Raw genomic sequence first — 16996 nt, 5'->3', positions numbered from 1 at the left:
AATAAAACCTCCGACATTCTAGTCTAACCTCACTATTTTAACAAACGATCGCACAGGAGGGTTTTATTTTCAAGAAAAAAGAAAAATCAGAATGATCAGATAAATAACAAAGACACCTGACTAGCACGACGGATCATAGAAAAAGGCTCCCTTTCTCTGTTTATTTTCTCCAATCATTCCAACAGATTTTTCTTAGCTCATTCCTTCGAATAACTGCTTTGCTTCGAAATAAAAGATTTGAACGAACTTCTTCGTATTGACTCTGCCCGTCGATCCTGCGGGCGAAGATGTCTTCTGCATTTCTTTCATCCTTTGGCTGACATCGGTAAAATCAAAAAACTTCGACGCATAGTGCTCAAACTTAGGATTTGAGAAATCTGTTAATCCTAATGAGGCAAAATGATTCAAGGAATGATGAATGGCTCGTCTAATTCGCTGTTCTGCTGCTTTTACTTCCCGCATCACTTCCACATCGGTCGCACCATGATTCAGCTTTCTCTCCGCCGTTTTGATAAATAACTGCTTTAGTGGAGGGAAATTGACCTCATGAGAATTGGCTGTCTGTGTTTCATGTAAGTAGATCAGTATCTCTATTAGATCCTTAGAGCCGCTCTCTCCGACAATTCCTAATTCAGATAGGAGAAATTCTCCTGCCTCTTTCATCGTTCTTCGCTTCGCCCCAGTGCCCGCATCACGAGAAATCACGGGCTCTAATGGCAGCACATGGCGAAGGGAAGCTTGAATATCGTAAATCGATTTTTCCAGCTTGATGCGCTCTATGACTTTTCGAATGACACTGACGATCTCAATTCGATTGACGGGTTTATGAATATAATATTCAATCCCCAGTTCATAGGCTTCTGCCATCATTTCTTTCGCCTCTACTTGAGAAATCATGATGACCTTGCCTTTGAATTCAGGGTGAATATGACGAATGGTTTGAATGCCATCTCTAGCAGGCATTAATAGATCAATCAGAAGGATGTCTACTTTTTTTAGGTTCAATGAATGGGCTTCTAATCCAATTCCGTCATCAGCTTCATCCACGACCTCTCCCAAATCCTCATCCTCAATGATTTGACCTAAAATCGAGCGTATTGCACGATCATCATCTGCAATGAAAAATCGCATACACTCACCCTCTCTGTATTAAATTTTGTATAGGAAGGACAAGCTGAAAAGCTGTACCTTTTGTTTCTTTTTGTTCGATCTGGATTTGACCGCCAAGCTCTTGAACCAGCTCTCTCACATAGGATAAGCCAATCCCAGTAGACGGTGTACCAAATGCATCAAATTTTGAAGTGTAGCCTGGATCAAATACAACCTCTTTCAATTTTTCAGGAATACCCGGTCCATCATCTTCAATCCGAATCTCTATTTTATCATGACTGCCTTTTAATACGAGTGAGATCGTTCCGTTATCTTCTATTGCTTCAACTGCATTTGCCATTAAATTATTAATCAAAGATAAGAAAATGAACACATGATAATCATGCAAATGAATACCTCGTATATCAGATGTAAAGGAGATGTTTTTCTCTAGAGATAGGGCGTATTTTTCTTGAATGCGGATGACAATGCGAACAAGCTCTTCGGCTCTCATATAGTCTTGCATATTTTCCTTTGTAATCAGCTTTGAAAGCCCAGCATAAATACGCTGATTGTCCTTTTTCACCTCATGGATTTCTCCTGCAAGCTTCAACAGCTCCTGACTCACTTTCTTCCCTGCTTCGTGGTCATGCAGTAGACGGTAAAGCCGATATGATTCTTGCGTAATATGCTCTGTATGTTTTAACGTTTTCTTTAAGTGAACCGTTTCCTCATATAAATTCGAAATGACCATCATCATATGCTCATTTTGTTTCATGATTTGTTTCTCTCTTGATTGTGCCTCATACAGCCTCATCATATTAAAAAAGCTGATCACCACAAAGCTGTGAGCAAACGCAATGAGGAACATATCACTCAGCTTTGATAAGGTCATCGTTGTATCGAACACTAGAAATTGTACAAACAGCTCGACAAAATCAGCAAGTAGTTCGATCATGAGACCGATGATCCCAATGAAAATAGAGCGCTGCTTAAAACGCCCTGTACGGACGGCAAAAAACAGAAAAGCATAAGTGAAATAGAAAAAGAAACTTGGGAATTGCTGATAAAACGACGCAGCCAAATCAGCATTCTGCTGAATCAGATCTAAGCCTACTCGAAAAAGCACAATGGCTGCGCCTGTTAAAAATCCCGGCAGCAGTGGTCTAGATTTTCTTAAGAGTAATAAACAAAAGAAAAACGCAGGTGCTCCAAAACTGATGCGAAATGTCTCGTTCACAGGATAAAACTTCAGCTCTCCTGCAAGCGGCACAATCACCACCATAAAAATTAAAATGAATGCGTCTTTTTTGACAAGCTGGTTTAAACTCAAATGACTGACATCCCTTCCCCTGTTTGCATAGCCACAGTATACAAGGAGACTCTTTTCTTCACAATGTGCAAAAAAATAATTTTCGCTACTCCTTTCATCTCCAAAATCCTTTTTTATGACTATTCTCCGAGGCAGCAAGGTGACCTTTCAGCTATTCTGCATTTTGGAGATTGTCTACAATAATGGGAATTGTTTAGACAATGATCGACAGACTGATTTTTATTTGTAAATTTTTCTGTAGATTTACGTCAGATTGTGTAGTTTCCAAGATAAATTGAATGAACAATTTTAGTGAAACTATATGTAAGCGTTTTCTGAATTTTCACTAAAAGCCCTTTTTGTTTTATCGCCGCCAAAGCCTTCATTTGAACATATATTTAGGTGTAAAGGAGTGGTACAAGCAGCGCATGACAAGTTCTTTGAAGATGTGTAACATGTTTTCGTGCCTATTTGATCGCATTTTTTGTCATCCGCCAATTCAATAGGGTACTTTTTGATTTTTGATTGGAGGAATCGTATGAAAACAGCAATTTCTAATAATACACAACACGCATGCCAATCTTCTGTTGATCAATGGGCAGAAGAAATACGACCATATTACAAAAACGGTCAGAATGCTGGCTACATCCCAGCACTCGGAAAAGTGAATTCCTCTCAGCTTGGTATCAGCGTGATAGGCCCAGATGGATCATCTGTACGATATGGTGATTGGGACGTTCCCTTTACCCTACAAAGTATCTCAAAAGTCATCAGCTTTATAGCTGCCTGTTTAGGAAGAGGCGTACCTTACGTCTTGGATCGGGTAGATGTAGAGCCAACTGGTGATGCATTTAATTCCATCTACCGCCTTGAGATGCATAAACCAGGGAAGCCCTTTAATCCAATGATTAATGCTGGAGCTATTACCGTCTCCTCCATCCTTCCAGGAAATACTTCTACAGAAAAGCTAGCATATATTTTCGATTTAATCGAAAACTTAATAGGTAAGCGCCCTTCTGTTAATGAAGAGGTTTATCAATCAGAATGGGCAACTGCCCATCGAAACCGGGCACTTGCTTATTATTTGAAAGAAACCAATTACTTAGAATCAGATGTCGAGGACACGTTAGAAGTGTATTTAAAGCAATGTTCCATTGAGGTCACAACAGAGGACATCGCCTTGATTGGACTGATTATATCAAGTGATGGCTACCATCCCTTTAAACAAGTCCAAGTCATCCCAAAAGATATCGCAAGACTAACAAAAGCATTGATGCTGACATGCGGCATGTATAATGCCTCTGGTAATTTTGCTGCTTTCGTAGGCGTTCCAGCTAAAAGTGGTGTGTCTGGAGGAATTATGGCTTGCGTTCCGCCAAGCGCAAGAAGAGAATTCCCGTTTCAGACAGGCTGTGGAATCGGCATTTACGGTCCAGCCATTGACGATTGCGGAAATAGCATTACCGGTGTCATGATGCTGAAAAAGCTTGCCAAAGAGTGGGATCTCAGTATTTTTTAAAAAGAACAGTGATGAATTCGAAGAGGTGATGTTATGAACGAAAAAGTTTTGGTATCTTATTTAACACATACAAATGATTTTATTTGGACTTATATTGTGATTGCTCTATTACTTGGAGTTGGGGTCTACTTCACATATAGAACACGCTTCCTGCAAGTGAGAATGATAAAAGAAATGCTGCGTGTCCTAAGAGAAGGAAGAAAAGAAAAAGAGGGCATTTCACCGTTCCAAGCATTCGCCATCAGTATGGCGGCACGTGTAGGAACAGGGAATATCACAGGGATTGCCATCGCAATTGCGATTGGAGGTCCTGGGGCCATTTTTTGGATGTGGATCGTAGCGATTATCGGTTCTGCCTCAAGCTTTGTCGAAAGTACACTGGCTCAGGTGTATAAAGTAAAAGATAAATCAGGATTCCGCGGTGGACCTGCTTATTACATGGAAAAAGGATTAAACAAGCGCTGGATGGGGGTTTTATTTGCCATCCTGATTACGATTTCTTTCGGAATTGTCTTTAACGCGGTTCAATCCAATACAATCACAGTCGCTTTTAAAAGCTCCTTTGGTCTAGACCGTTTAACAGTCGGCATTGTTATGGCCGTTATTTTTGCAGCGATTATTTTCAAGGGAATCCAAGCGATTGCAAAGGCATCTGAATATATCGTCGTTGTGCTTGCTGTTGCTTACATCGGAATTGCTTTCTTTGTCATTATCACAAATATCACAGAACTTCCTGGTGTCATTAGTACAATTGTGCAACATGCCTTCGGATTTGAACAATTCGCTGGAGGTACACTAGGTGGGGCATTATTACAAGGGATTAAACGCGGTCTCTTCTCAAACGAAGCTGGTATGGGTAGTGCACCTAACGCAGCAGCAACTGCAGTGACAAGCCATCCTGTTAAACAAGGGTTAATCCAAGCGTTCGGCGTGTTAACAGATACATTAATTATTTGTACAAGTACAGCCTTTATTGTTCTGTTCTCTGATGCGTATAAAACAACAAACCTGCAAGGAATTGAATTAACACAGGCTTCACTAAGCCAGCACATGGGACCATGGGCCTCCGGATTCCTTGCGATCATGATTTTTCTATTCGCTTTTAGTACATTAATCGGTAACTATTACTATGGTGAAACGAACATTGAATTCCTGGGAGCGAACAAAATTTGGCTTAACATCTATCGAATTGCCGTTATTGGAATGGTCCTTTTCGGTGCTGTTGCCACTGTTCCTGTCGTTTGGGGTTTAGCCGACCTATTCATGGGACTCATGGTCATCGTCAACCTGATTGCCATTACCATGCTGTCTAAGGTCGCCTTTGCAGCATTGAAGGATTATACGAGACAGAAAAAAGAAGGCAAAGATCCTATCTTCTATAAAAATGCCGTTCCAAACAATGAGAAAATTGAATGCTGGGACGACGAACCTGCTTCTTTGAAAAAGAATCAAATCGGGTAAATAAAAAAAGCTCTGGTCTTCTGATCAGAGCTTTTTCCTTTATTTCAAAAATTCGAGTATGAGTTTGTTGACGACATTTGGTTTTTCATGATTGATCCAATGAGAAGCATCATCGACAAAAATCAGCTGTCCGTTTGGACAAATCTTAATCGATTCCTTCGCCAGCTTTCTGCTTAGAAACTTGTCCTCCATCCCCCAGATCATGCGAACAGGAACGAGAATGCGTTTTGAAATCGGTTTTTCAAAGCCGCCTTTTTTGATAGCCCTGTACCAATTCAGCATGGACGTTATGGCTCCTGGCTGCGTCCAAGCCAGCTTGTAGCTTGAGACATCCTCCTTGGTGAACAAGTGTGGTCTAGCAGTCAGCCCAATCGCTTCATCCAGCCTTTGAAATTGATTTTCTTGAAGTGCTGCCTCTGGTACATTTGGAAGCTGAAAGAAAGCAATATAGGAGCTCTTCTTCCACTGTGTCGGATAAAACGGGAGAACCTTCATCATCACTCGCGGATGCGGCATATTAACAATGATTAATTTCTCTACATATTGAGAACGTGTGGATGCCAAATGCCACGCAACCGCTCCTCCCCAATCATGTCCGCCGACAATCGCCTTTTGATTCGGACTCAGCGTCTTAATCAAGCCCACGATATCATCTCTCAGTTTGTCCAATACATATGAATCGACTCCTTCTGGCTTGTCGCTTAGATGGTAGCCTCTTTGATCAGGAACGACAACACGATAGCCTGCCTCTGCCAGGGGAATGATTTGATTTTTCCAGCCGTACCAAAACTCAGGAAACCCGTGCAGCAGCACAAACAGCGGGCCATTCTCAGGTCCAGCTATTGCTGTATGGAGCTTTATTCCATTTGTTTGGATAAATTGAAACTGAATTTGTTCCATTCCTTTGCCACCCTTCTCCTTGTCCTTTTATTCTTCCAACATAGCATATTTTCCATTTTTCAGAAAATAAAAACACTCGTCAAAAAACCTTCACCATCGTGAAGGTCTTTATCTATTTCATATAATTCAAAACCCAGATCAACCCATTTTTCCGGTCTTGTACTTGTCCGTGGAGTGCGCCAAAGAACGTATCCTGTAATTCTACCAGTACATCCCCGTCAGCTTCGAGCGCTTCATACACGGCCTTTAGTTCTTCTTCATTGTCAAACTGCATAATCAATCTGAGATTCTCCGGCTTTGGTGTGCGGCCAAACGTATCTGAAAAGTGGAGCAGTGATTTTCCAAGGTGCAATTCAGCATGTAACACACGGTCTTGTTGTTCATTTAAAATATGAATATCTCCGCCAAAAATACCTTGATAATATTGAAGAGATTCTTTCACATCTTCTACTACAATATAAGGACTAACGCTGATCATATCCCTCATCCTCCTCTTGTTCCGTCCAGCTTCTCTTTTATAGCTTATCCCAAATCGTAAGAAAAAAGGCACAAATCGTCAACGGATTTGCACCTTTTTCTCATAAAGATTTCGCTAATTCACTGTGTTTGTTTGAATACGCTGCGTACATGACGACACCGATTAACAGCCAAACCCCGAAGTAAAGCCATGTCCGGCCCGGTAAGTTGAGCATGAGGAACAAGCAGCAGCCCATTGATATGATTGGCAAGACCGGTACAAAAGGAACCCGGAATCCCCTTTCAAGCTGCTGATGCGTCTTTCTTAAAATGAGCACAGATAAGCTCACCATCGCAAACGTCAATAAAGCACCGATATTCGCTAAGTTGGACAGATCCTTCAAATCAATAAACCCTGAAATAACAGCTGTCATTCCGCCAATCATCCATATGCTTGCAACAGGTGTATCGTTCTTGTTTGTTTTCGAAAACACTTTAGGCAAGAGCCCGTCTCGACCCATCGCATAGGCAATTCGAGTTGCCGCATAATTATTGGCGAAAATCACAGCCATCAATCCAATGACAGCACCGACAGAAATAATACCAGCCACGCTATTTTGATGCACACTTTGCAGCACATAGGACATGGCCTCTGTCACATTCAGCTTTGTATAGTGCACCATACCTGTCATGACCAAACAAACGACAATATAAATGACCGTACAAATCAGTAATGAACCAATAATACCAATTGGCAGGTTGCGCTGTGGATTTTTCACCTCTTCTGCAGAAGCCGAAATCGCGTCAAATCCTAAAAAGGCAAAAAACACAGCGGCTGCACCGGCAATGACACCTTCCGTGCCAAACGGCATGAACGGCTGCCAATTGGTTGGCTGTACATAAAAGCCACCTACTACAATGAAAAGAACAATAATGCCAAGCTTTACAAATACCATGATATTATTGAATTTTTTACTTTCCTTCGTTCCTCTAGATAAGATCCACGCAATCAGTAAAGCAATGATAATCGCTGGCAGATTCATGTATCCGCCTTGTTCTGGCCCCGCTAAGAATTGATGGGGGATAGAGATTCCAAACCCCTCCAGCAGGCTGTTGAAATAACTAGACCAGCCACTGGCCACAGCCGAAGCAGTCAGCATATAAACGGACAATAGGGTCCAGCCCATCAAATGGCCCACGAGCTCACCCATCGTTGTATATGAATAAATGTACGCACTGCCGAATACAGGAAGCGCTGAAGCCATTTCTGCATAACAAAGTGCTGCTAAACTGCACACAATCGCTGCGATCGCAAAGGAGAAAATGACAGCCGGTCCTGCATCCTTAGCCGCTGTAATTCCCGTTAACACCATGACCCCTGTGCCGATCACAGCCCCTATACCAAGAAGCGTTAGATCAAGCCCGCCCAGCGTTTTCTTTACCTTTTGCTGCCTACTCTGTTCTAACAAATCGTGAATTTGTTTCTTACGAAGAATTTGTCGCAAACCCTTTCCCTCCAAAACGTTAGAAAAACAAAAAATCATTCAAATTTCATTATAGCAGAATAGGTCCTACGCATTCACAACCAATTCACGTAAATCTTTCTTCATAATTTTACCAAGCTTGTTTTTTGGCAGTTCCTCCGTGAAATGAATGGACGGAACCTTGTAATCCGCCAAACGCTCCTGGCAATAGTTCACAACATCTTCTTCGCAAAAATCGATGGATTCATCTTTTACAATATACGCACTTGGCACTTCACCATATAAATCGTCTGGTACACCAATAACCGCTGATTCAATGACACCTGGAATTTGATCAATGACTTCTTCCACTTGGTCAGGATAAATATTATCCCCGCCGTACAAAATGACATCTTTGTATCTGCCTGTGATATAAAGAAAACCTTCTTCATCTAGATAGCCTGCGTCTCCCATATGGAACCAGCCATCTTTTAGTACCTTCTCAGTAGCGTCAGGCTGATGGTAGTAGCCGAGGAAGTAAAATGGGCTTCTCATGACAACTTCGCCTATTTCTCCAGCTGGCAGTGTCTCCTCTGTTTCAGGATGAACGATTTTTACTTCTACATCCGCATCGACTTTACCGGCAGATCCCATTTTATCTTCGCCCATCGCAGGATGCCATGCACTGACAACCCACGCTTCAGTACTTCCGTAGCCATGCATCATTTGAATGCCCACTTCTTTGTAGTCCTTAATCAAACGTACTGGCACCTTCGTACCACCCGAAATCGCAATTTCAAAGGATGAAAGATCATACGAACCGCATTTCATCTCTTCTAGCATGTACGTATAAGCTGATGGGAAGGCCATCATAAACGTAATTCTTTCTTTTTCAATTGTTTCTAAAATACGTTTCGGCGTTGCATCATGTAAAAAGACAAGGGTATACCCTTCAATGGCAGCTGCGATGAGGTGATTGATCGAGCTCATATGATACAGAGGGTGACTCGCTAAATATCGTTTTCCTTTTAGGTCAAATCCTCGATTCCCACGTCTTGTTAAAAATTGATAGATTCGCCCATGTCCGACCATACAGCCTTTTGGATTGCCCGTTGTCCCAGAGGTGAATAAAATCATCGCTAGATCCTTTTCTGATACCTCTTCAGCAAGGTTACTTCCATCATTTGATGCCAAAATGTCTTCAAACAGCTGTGTTGTTTTCGCATTGACACCTGATTCCACCATCAGGCAATCTTCTAAAGACACATTCACAGCGGCAATGATGTCACGGAATTCTCGGTCAAAAAATAAAGCCTTTGGCTCTGCTTTTTTCAAAATGCCTTCCAGCTCAAAAGAAGTAAGCTGCCAGCTAAGTGGAACTGCAACTGCACCCGCTTTGATGGCTGCCAGCATAATCGTTGAAAAGTGATGATGGTTTTGACAAATAAAGCAAACGCGGTCGCCTTTTCGAATCCCCTTACGATGTAAGTAATGAGCGAGCTGGTCAATGCGTTTTGCATATTCTTCAAATGTATAAGACACACCTCCGCCAGTTACCGCTTCAATTTGTGAAGAGCGTTCCATTCTGTCGTTTAGCAATGCCTGTAAAGTATTCAATATCTTCATCTCCAAACGTTTAATTTCCAATAGCCAATTTCCAGCGAATTGGATTGGCAGATTTTATCTCAATCACATTCTAAAATAAAAACAGATGAAAGTAAAATCATTTCATTTTGGAATTATTCTTTTTATTAATTGATAATATAGGTAATTTTATAGCCGTCTTCCATTTTGGTTTAAATGATGATGATTATTATGATAAGATAGACCTAGTAATTGATCGGAAAATGCGAATGCAATAGGAAAAGAGGTATGGAGAATGCAACATTTCGAGCTAGAGGCAAGTTTGTTAGACCATGCACTGACAAAGTATTTAAAGGCGACGAAACGAATAGATGAAGAGAACATTCCGAAAAACGTCACGAATATCAAAGGGTTTATTTTACGCATCATCTATCGCCATCAATCATGTACTGTGAAAAATATTCTACAGGAAGTTTCATTATCTCCCTCTGCGACAACAACCGCTCTCAATCACTTAGAAGATGAAGGGCTGATTATCCGCTCTCGAAATAACAATGACCGCCGTACTGTATGGATTACCCTTTCTGAATCGGGTGAACAAATAGCAAAACAAATGATCGACAATCGCCAATTGCTTGTCAATCAACTGTTCAACCATTTATCTGAGGACGACAAAAAAACATTTTTTGAATTAATCAAAAAAATGATGGACGAGCAAACATTAAAGGCTTAGGAGAACTCCTAAGCCTTGCTTGATCGATTGCGGTTGCTCCGACATCCCATCACTCCTCATGACTAATTGACTATTTCGTGAGCACCAGCGCGCAGGATTGACACCGAATGCGAGGGTTTGTCTTCACGCTGGGCTTAGGAGAACTCCTAAGCCTTCTTTTTATGGCTTTAAGATGACCTTTATACAATCATCCTGTTTTTCGTTAAATATTTGGTAAGCATGTGCGGCATCATCTAATGGCAATTGGTGTGTGATGATCGCTTTAGGATCAATTTCACCCGTTGTCACTTTTTGATAAAGCTTTGACATGTACCCTCTTGCCGGGGCCTGCCCCATTTTCAGCGTGACGTTTCTTGCGAAAAAAGCGCCTAATGGAAACATATTGTACAGCCCCCCGTATACACCAGTCAGCTGAACCGTTCCACATTTTCGAACAGCTTTTGTAGCAATTTGAATCGGTCCAATCGTCCCGCCTAGCAGCTTGAGTTTCTGCTCAATTTTTTCAAGCGGCGACTTCTTCCCGTCCATTCCGACACAATCAATCACGACGTCCGCTCCGCCCTTGGTGAGCTCCTTTAATGTTTCTCCCATGTCGGGATCTTCTGTAAAATCAAATACTTCTACTCCACTCATCCGTTTTGCATGCCGCAGGCGGTAATCAATATAATCGACGGCAATCACCCGCGCGGCACCTTTTTGCCAAGCAAATTGCTGTGCCATTAACCCAACAGGCCCGCAGCCTAGCACGATGACCGTATCGCCCTTTTTCACTCCTGCGTGCTCCACGCTCCAATAGGCAGTTGGCAGGACATCTGATAAAAACAATAATTGTTCATCCTCTAACTCACAATCATCCGGCACCTTAAACGGGGTATAGTTTCCAAAGGGCACGCGTAAATATTCAGCCTGTCCTCCGGGATAATTCCCGAATTTCTCACTATACCCAAAAAGTCCGCCCGAATCATAATGCGGGTTTGAGTGGTCGCATTGGCTTTCTAAGTGATGATGGCAATACTGGCATTGACCACATGCAACCGTAAACGGAATGACAACACGATCTCCCTTTTTTACCGCTGTGACATCCGGCCCGACTTCCTCCACAATTCCCATCGGCTCGTGCCCAATCACATAGCCGATAGGAAGCGGGAAATTCCCTTGATACAAATGTAAATCTGATCCACAAATCGCTGTTGATGTAATCCGAACGATGACATCTTCACGATCTTGAATAGACGGCGCATCCACTTTCTTTACTGCAATGCGATTTTTCCCTTGGTAGGTAACAGCTCTCACATACATTTCCTCCTTTAACTCGAGTCATCTTTACTTAGCTTCACCTTGAATGGATGATGGTTCATTCATGGGATTAGGATTATATGATACGAAGGAGAAAATCAAAAAAGCCCATCGATATATTCGACAGACTTTTGGATGCTGTATGTGTAACGCGTTACACAATTATTCTTTTTCGACAAAAACCAAATCATACTGAGCTGATGTCTCCCGATCAATCATCAGGTTCCCTTCATGAATAAAATAAGGACACATACATGGACTTTGTGATTCTTCAAACTGTTCATATACTTGCTCAATATCTCCTGGAAGCAGCAAAGTCAAAAATTTATTTGAATGAGACACTAATTCATAAGAGTGGATGGTATCAGGTGGTATATAGGCAAAGTCACCCGGCATTAGGCAAATATCCTCCCCGTTTAAATGAAGGTTCATTTTCCCTTCAACACAATAGAGGGCTTCTGTATGTACTTGATGATAATGCGGAGGAAAATATTTTCCCTTCGTCCCTTCAATCACTAAATGACTGAATCCGCCTCCTGTTGTTTCAGTTGTCGCAATCAGCTCATGAAGCTGACCATCAATGATGTATTGCTTCCCTTCACCAGCCTCTAACACATAAGGCTGCACCGAATGAGGGAGCTGACTATGAAATAACACTGAGGGCTTGGTTGTGCTGGATAGCTCTCTGATGCCATGCATCAGCATGATATCGCTTTCTTTTTCAACTTGTTGAAAGCAGTCTGCATCAAAAATAAGATCGGTCATCGGCCATTTATTCTGAAAGAGCCTCTTCCCAATTTGCTGATAGATATCTGTCATTTGTCCGCCCAATGTATACGAAATAAACCTTGTTTTGTGACTATGCATTCTGTAGCCATGAATTGTTTTAGGCGGAATATGAATATAATCGCACGCTGTCACCATATATTTTTTACCGTCCAGCATCACTTCAAGCTTACCTTCGAGCACAAAGATGGTTTCAAACAATGTCTCATGACAATGCAGTGGAAAATAAGCTCCTTTCCCACCTGTGATTAAGACAAGCTCAAACAGTTTATTCGTTTGATTTGCTTCTGCCAGCACATGAACAAGCTGATTCTCCATACCATACAGCTTTCCCGAACCAGACACGGTATAAAAAGGGGTACCCTCGGATTGCTTGATCGATTGCGGTTGCTCCGACATCCCATCACTCCTCATGACTAATTGACTATCTTTATTATATAGACCAATTGATATAATAGATAGACAATATGCGAGAGATTTTACTCCTCTCGCATAAATAAATGTCTAAGGTAACATTTTACGTGTTCTAAAGGTGTCGTTTGCTTGAGTGCAGTGGTCATCGATAGACCTCCGATCACCATTGAATGAAGGAGAGAAGCGAGCTCATCGGCTTTGTTTTCTTCATAACCGCTGTTCATCAGCTTTTCTTTCACAAGCTCTTGCCAGCGGATCATTTCTTGTTTGCAAGCATCATGTAGCTTTATATGCTCTGGTTTTGACTCTGCCGCCAGCAAGACAATCGGAATCCCTCTTTCACTTTCTTGCTCCATAAATCCCTGAATGATATTTGTCATAAAACGATCGATGGCGATATATGGGTCATCCGAATAGGCAAAGCTTTCTTCAATTCGATTGATGACCTTTTGACTAATATATTCAACAGCTGCTATGGCTAGCTCTTCTTTTCCATTTGGAAAGTAATAATAAAGAGACCCTTTAGGCGTGCCGCTCTCTCTAATGATTTGATTCAATCCTGTCGCATGATACCCCTGTTTACGCAAAAGAAGTGCGGCCGTTTGAATGATTTTGTCCTTCGTACTCACGTGTGACACTCCTTTCCCTCCATAGACCAAAGTCGATTTCAACGTGTTATTCATTTAATTGATTTGTCCCTTTCCAAATCGAGGATACCTCCATTTCCGCTGCAAGCCTGAGCAGCCAGTCCTCCTTTCCTTTAGGCGCTGTCACCTGTACACCTAAAGGCATGCCCGCCCCAGTGAGATGAACAGGAACACTCATAGAAGGCTGACCTGTTAAGTTGGCAAGCTGTGTAAATGGTGTGTAGGTTAGACTCTTTAGAAACATGTCATAAATGAGATCCTGCTGCGCTTTCATTGAAAGGGATGACACACGTAAAAGTGTGGCTATTTCCTGATCTGAATGCATAAGCTCACCAATCTTTGGAGCCGAATAGGCAGTAGCTGGTGTCACATAGAGATCGTAGGTTTGATGAAATGCGGCCATTTGTGCAGCAGCCATATCCCACGCATCAAGACTCTCTGTATAGGCGGCAGCCGTCACATTCTTTCCAGCCTCCGCCAGCACCCATGCCACGATGTCTGTTTCCTCTGGTTTCACTGGACGCCCTAGTGAACGAGCCAAGGAAGTGAATAATGCCGACATTTCTCCGCTGTTCATGACGTAATATTGCTGCATCAGATGAATACCATCGATTGACGGTTTCGCCTCCTCTAGTTGGTGCCCTTGTTCACTCAGCCATTTCACCGTTTGCCGTACCGCTTGCTTCGCTTCCTCACTGACCTTCGTGCCAACAGGAGATTCTACGCTGTAAGCAATTCGCATTGAAGAGGTACGTTTCACTATATCCTCTTGGTAGCTGCCGTCGTATAACGGGGTTTGGAAAGCTGCTTCTGGTTGAATGATCTGAAGCAGATCAAGAAGAGCTGCACTGTCTCGAACTGTTTTTGTGAGTGTAAAGTCAATGGAAGCCCCTTGCCACTGCCTTCCTGCACCCGGGCCTACTGGCGTTCTACCTCGTGTTGGCTTGAGTCCAAACAAACCTGTAAAGGATGCCGGGATACGAATGGACCCTCCACCATCACTTGCTCCACCCGCAGGAACAATACCGCTTGCAACAGCCGCAGCCGTCCCGCCGCTTGAACCGCCCGGTGAATGCGCGGCATTCCAAGGATTCCTCGTTGGACCATGTAAAGCGGGTTCTGTCACATTCCTCAAACCGAATTCCGGTGTGTTTGTATGACCGATCATGAGAAGCCCCGCCTGCTTCAATTGATGGACAAAGTGGGAATCCGTTTTCGCCTTTACATCCTTTAACAGCATCGCACCTGCTGTCAGCGGTTCATTTTCCAGCCCTTGCGATATATTTTTCAGTACGAACGGAACTCCCGCAAACGGCTGATTTGCATCTAATTGCTTGATGTCTTTTAACACTTGATCCTGCCTTGTCTGAATCACCGCATTTAGTTCTGGATTGACCTCCTCCAATCTAGCAAATGCGGCCTGTACAAGCTCCTCAGGCGTTACCTGCTTTTTCTTTACAAGTGCTGCCAGACCAGTCGCATCATACGTCATATACTCTTTTACGTTCATCGGCATGTCCTTCTTTCTCTTATTATGATCTCTCTCTATTGTCTACTAGAATTGTATGAATTTCAATTTCAGGCTACCTGCAAAAAAACTTTCTGACAAGACTATGATTCTTCTAACCATCCATCTAATTTCTCCGATATAATAAAGAAAAAAAGACGGAGGTCATCTCGTATGCAAGGAGCCATTGCCTTGAAAAAGAAAATATTCGTGGTCATCGCGTTTCTTCTTGCTTTGACAACTGCTTTGCCCTTCCATTCGCAGGCAGCTGCACCGCCAAAAGAAACTGATGTCATCATCGTCTATAAAAACCAAAAAGGAAAGCAAACAGCTATTGAGGAAAGTGAAAAAGTGAACGCACAGTACATACATCTTCCCGCTGTCGCTGTGACAGCAGATGAACAAGCTGTCACCTCTCTCAAAAAAGACCCAAACATCGCTTATGTCTCAAAGAATGCGAGAGTCAAACTAGCTTCTTCTGCCGTGAAAAAAGCCGCTTCTATTACTGGTCAGGATGAATTGGTACAAAAATCTTACAACCTGCAAAAACTCAATGTGAAGCAAGCGATCAAAGAAGGCGTTACTGGGAAAAATGTGAAAGTAGCCGTTTTAGATACTGGCATTTTCCCACATGAGGATTTAAAGGTAGCCGGTGGTAAATCATTCGTGAATTACACGTCCTCTTACAAAGATGATGAAGGGCATGGAACGCATGTCGCCGGCACGATAGGTGCGCTCAATAACGATTATGGCATAGTCGGCGTCGCTTCTGGTGTGAAGCTGTATGCTGTGAAAGTGTTAGATAAAAAAGGAGAAGGCGACTTATACAGTCTGCTTCGAGGCATCGATTGGGCGATTAGCAATAAGATGGACATGATCAATCTGAGTCTAGGCTTTGAAGATAATATTCCAATTTTGCGTTCAGCTGTAGATGAAGCATACAAAAAAGGACTGCTGGTGGTCGCTGCAAGCGGAAATGATGGGAAGAAGAATCATATTAGCTACCCTGCGGCATACAATAGCGTCATTGCTGTCTCCGCAACAACTCCCAAAGACAAACTCGCGTCTATCTCCAATACAGGGAAAGGGATCGAATTTTCTGCCCCTGGCGAGAACGTCATCAGTACTTATTTGAAAAATGAATATTGGTATGCAACGGGTACATCACAAGCTGCACCGCACGTCACAGGAATGCTTGCGCTGTTAAAACAGCTTCATCCGAAGAAAACAAATGCACAGCTTCGCACCTTATTGCGCAGCTATACAGTGGATCTTGGCGCGAAAGGAAAGGATCCACAATTCGGCTATGGCCGCGTGCAATATATTCCGCAATCAACCTTTTTAAAGGCTGCGACCAGCTCTGTCAAAAAAGCCGAAACATCTAAAAAGCAGGCAGATGTCGATCAAGCCAAAACGAAAATCGACCGCCTCACTGCAAATAAACAAAAAACAGCACTCACAGAACGGGTGAAAAAAGTACAAGCAAACATTGATATCCGTTCCGCACGTGCAAAGGTCAAAACAGCCGAAAAAAACAAAACGCAAGGCACCATTAAAAGTGCCCAAACGGCCATTCACAAACTGAGCAAAGGCAAAGAAAAAACAAGCCTGCAAAGCCGGCTTGACAAGGTGAAAAAGCAAGTCGCCTATCAAAAGAAAGTGACAGACGCTAAACAAAAGGTAAAAAAAGCGGAAGCCAAACGAACAAAGAAAACAAAAGCATCAGCTCAAACTGCTGTCAAACAACTAAAAGCATCCAAAACGAAAACAGATTTACAAAAACGATTAAATCGAATAAAAGTCTGACAGAAAAAATGATTCCTCGTATA

General features: G+C 42.5%; 14 protein-coding genes. 4 read left to right on the top strand and 10 right to left on the bottom strand.

Annotated features, from left to right (window positions below):
• Window positions 1–192: 192 nt before the first annotated feature.
• A complete protein-coding gene (locus BA70_RS08110; protein ID WP_034320544.1) occupies window positions 193–1131 on the bottom strand; it encodes a response regulator in 939 nt (312 codons plus the stop codon).
• 4 nt (window positions 1132–1135) lie between these two features.
• Window positions 1136–2422, bottom strand: a complete 1287-nt coding sequence (locus tag BA70_RS08105; protein WP_034320542.1) for a sensor histidine kinase — start codon at window positions 2420–2422, stop codon at window positions 1136–1138.
• 517 nt (window positions 2423–2939) lie between these two features.
• Here BA70_RS08105 and BA70_RS08100 point away from each other — a divergent pair.
• Both BA70_RS08100 and BA70_RS08095 read left to right on the top strand, forming a co-directional pair.
• Entirely contained in the window at window positions 2940–3920 is a 981-nt protein-coding gene (locus tag BA70_RS08100) for a glutaminase (protein WP_051691126.1), read from the top strand.
• A gap of 33 nt (window positions 3921–3953) precedes the next feature.
• A complete protein-coding gene (locus tag BA70_RS08095; protein ID WP_034320539.1) occupies window positions 3954–5381 on the top strand; it encodes an alanine/glycine:cation symporter family protein in 1428 nt (475 codons plus the stop codon).
• Between the two features lie 39 nt (window positions 5382–5420).
• Here the strand turns inward: BA70_RS08095 and BA70_RS08090 are convergent, their stop codons facing one another.
• The 4 genes from BA70_RS08090 to BA70_RS08075 all read right to left on the bottom strand — a co-directional run bounded on the left by BA70_RS08090 (window position 5421) and on the right by BA70_RS08075 (window position 9817).
• Complete coding sequence (locus tag BA70_RS08090; protein WP_034320536.1) at window positions 5421–6281, bottom strand: alpha/beta fold hydrolase; 861 nt, start codon at window positions 6279–6281, stop codon at window positions 5421–5423.
• 112 nt (window positions 6282–6393) lie between these two features.
• A complete protein-coding gene (locus BA70_RS08085; RefSeq protein WP_034320533.1) occupies window positions 6394–6759 on the bottom strand; it encodes a VOC family protein in 366 nt (121 codons plus the stop codon).
• A 100-nt stretch (window positions 6760–6859) separates the two neighbouring features.
• The gene (locus BA70_RS08080; protein WP_034320530.1) at window positions 6860–8242 is read right to left on the bottom strand and encodes an amino acid permease; all 1383 of its coding nucleotides are present in this window, start codon (window positions 8240–8242) and stop codon (window positions 6860–6862) included.
• A gap of 66 nt (window positions 8243–8308) precedes the next feature.
• Window positions 8309–9817, bottom strand: a complete 1509-nt coding sequence (locus BA70_RS08075; RefSeq protein WP_034320527.1) for a class I adenylate-forming enzyme family protein — start codon at window positions 9815–9817, stop codon at window positions 8309–8311.
• A 262-nt stretch (window positions 9818–10079) separates the two neighbouring features.
• Here BA70_RS08075 and BA70_RS08070 point away from each other — a divergent pair, with 262 nt between their 5' ends.
• Window positions 10080–10517 (top strand): MarR family winged helix-turn-helix transcriptional regulator, encoded by a 438-nt coding sequence (locus tag BA70_RS08070; RefSeq protein WP_034320524.1) that lies wholly within the window; start codon window positions 10080–10082, stop codon window positions 10515–10517.
• Window positions 10518–10676: 159 nt separating this feature from the next.
• Here BA70_RS08070 and BA70_RS08065 read toward each other — a convergent pair whose 3' ends face one another.
• From BA70_RS08065 to BA70_RS08050, 4 genes are all read right to left on the bottom strand, one after another.
• Complete coding sequence (locus BA70_RS08065; RefSeq protein ID WP_034320521.1) at window positions 10677–11810, bottom strand: zinc-dependent alcohol dehydrogenase; 1134 nt, start codon at window positions 11808–11810, stop codon at window positions 10677–10679.
• Window positions 11811–11975: 165 nt separating this feature from the next.
• Window positions 11976–12998 (bottom strand): quercetin 2,3-dioxygenase, encoded by a 1023-nt coding sequence (locus tag BA70_RS08060; protein ID WP_034320518.1) that lies wholly within the window; start codon window positions 12996–12998, stop codon window positions 11976–11978.
• A gap of 80 nt (window positions 12999–13078) precedes the next feature.
• Entirely contained in the window at window positions 13079–13642 is a 564-nt protein-coding gene (locus BA70_RS08055) for a TetR/AcrR family transcriptional regulator (RefSeq protein WP_034320767.1), read from the bottom strand.
• Between the two features lie 46 nt (window positions 13643–13688).
• The gene (locus BA70_RS08050) at window positions 13689–15170 is read right to left on the bottom strand and encodes an amidase (protein ID WP_034320765.1); all 1482 of its coding nucleotides are present in this window, start codon (window positions 15168–15170) and stop codon (window positions 13689–13691) included.
• Window positions 15171–15359: 189 nt separating this feature from the next.
• Between BA70_RS08050 and BA70_RS08045 the strand changes: the two genes are divergently transcribed.
• Window positions 15360–16973 carry a S8 family peptidase gene (locus BA70_RS08045; protein ID WP_239646642.1) on the top strand — a complete coding sequence of 538 codons (1614 nt, stop codon included), beginning with the start codon at window positions 15360–15362 and terminating at the stop codon, window positions 16971–16973.
• Window positions 16974–16996 lie beyond the last annotated feature (23 nt).

Source organism: Bacillus zhangzhouensis (assembly GCF_000715205.1).
Taxonomy (GTDB): Bacteria; Bacillota; Bacilli; order Bacillales; family Bacillaceae; genus Bacillus; species Bacillus zhangzhouensis.
This window is presented reverse-complemented; position numbering and strand designations above follow the sequence as displayed.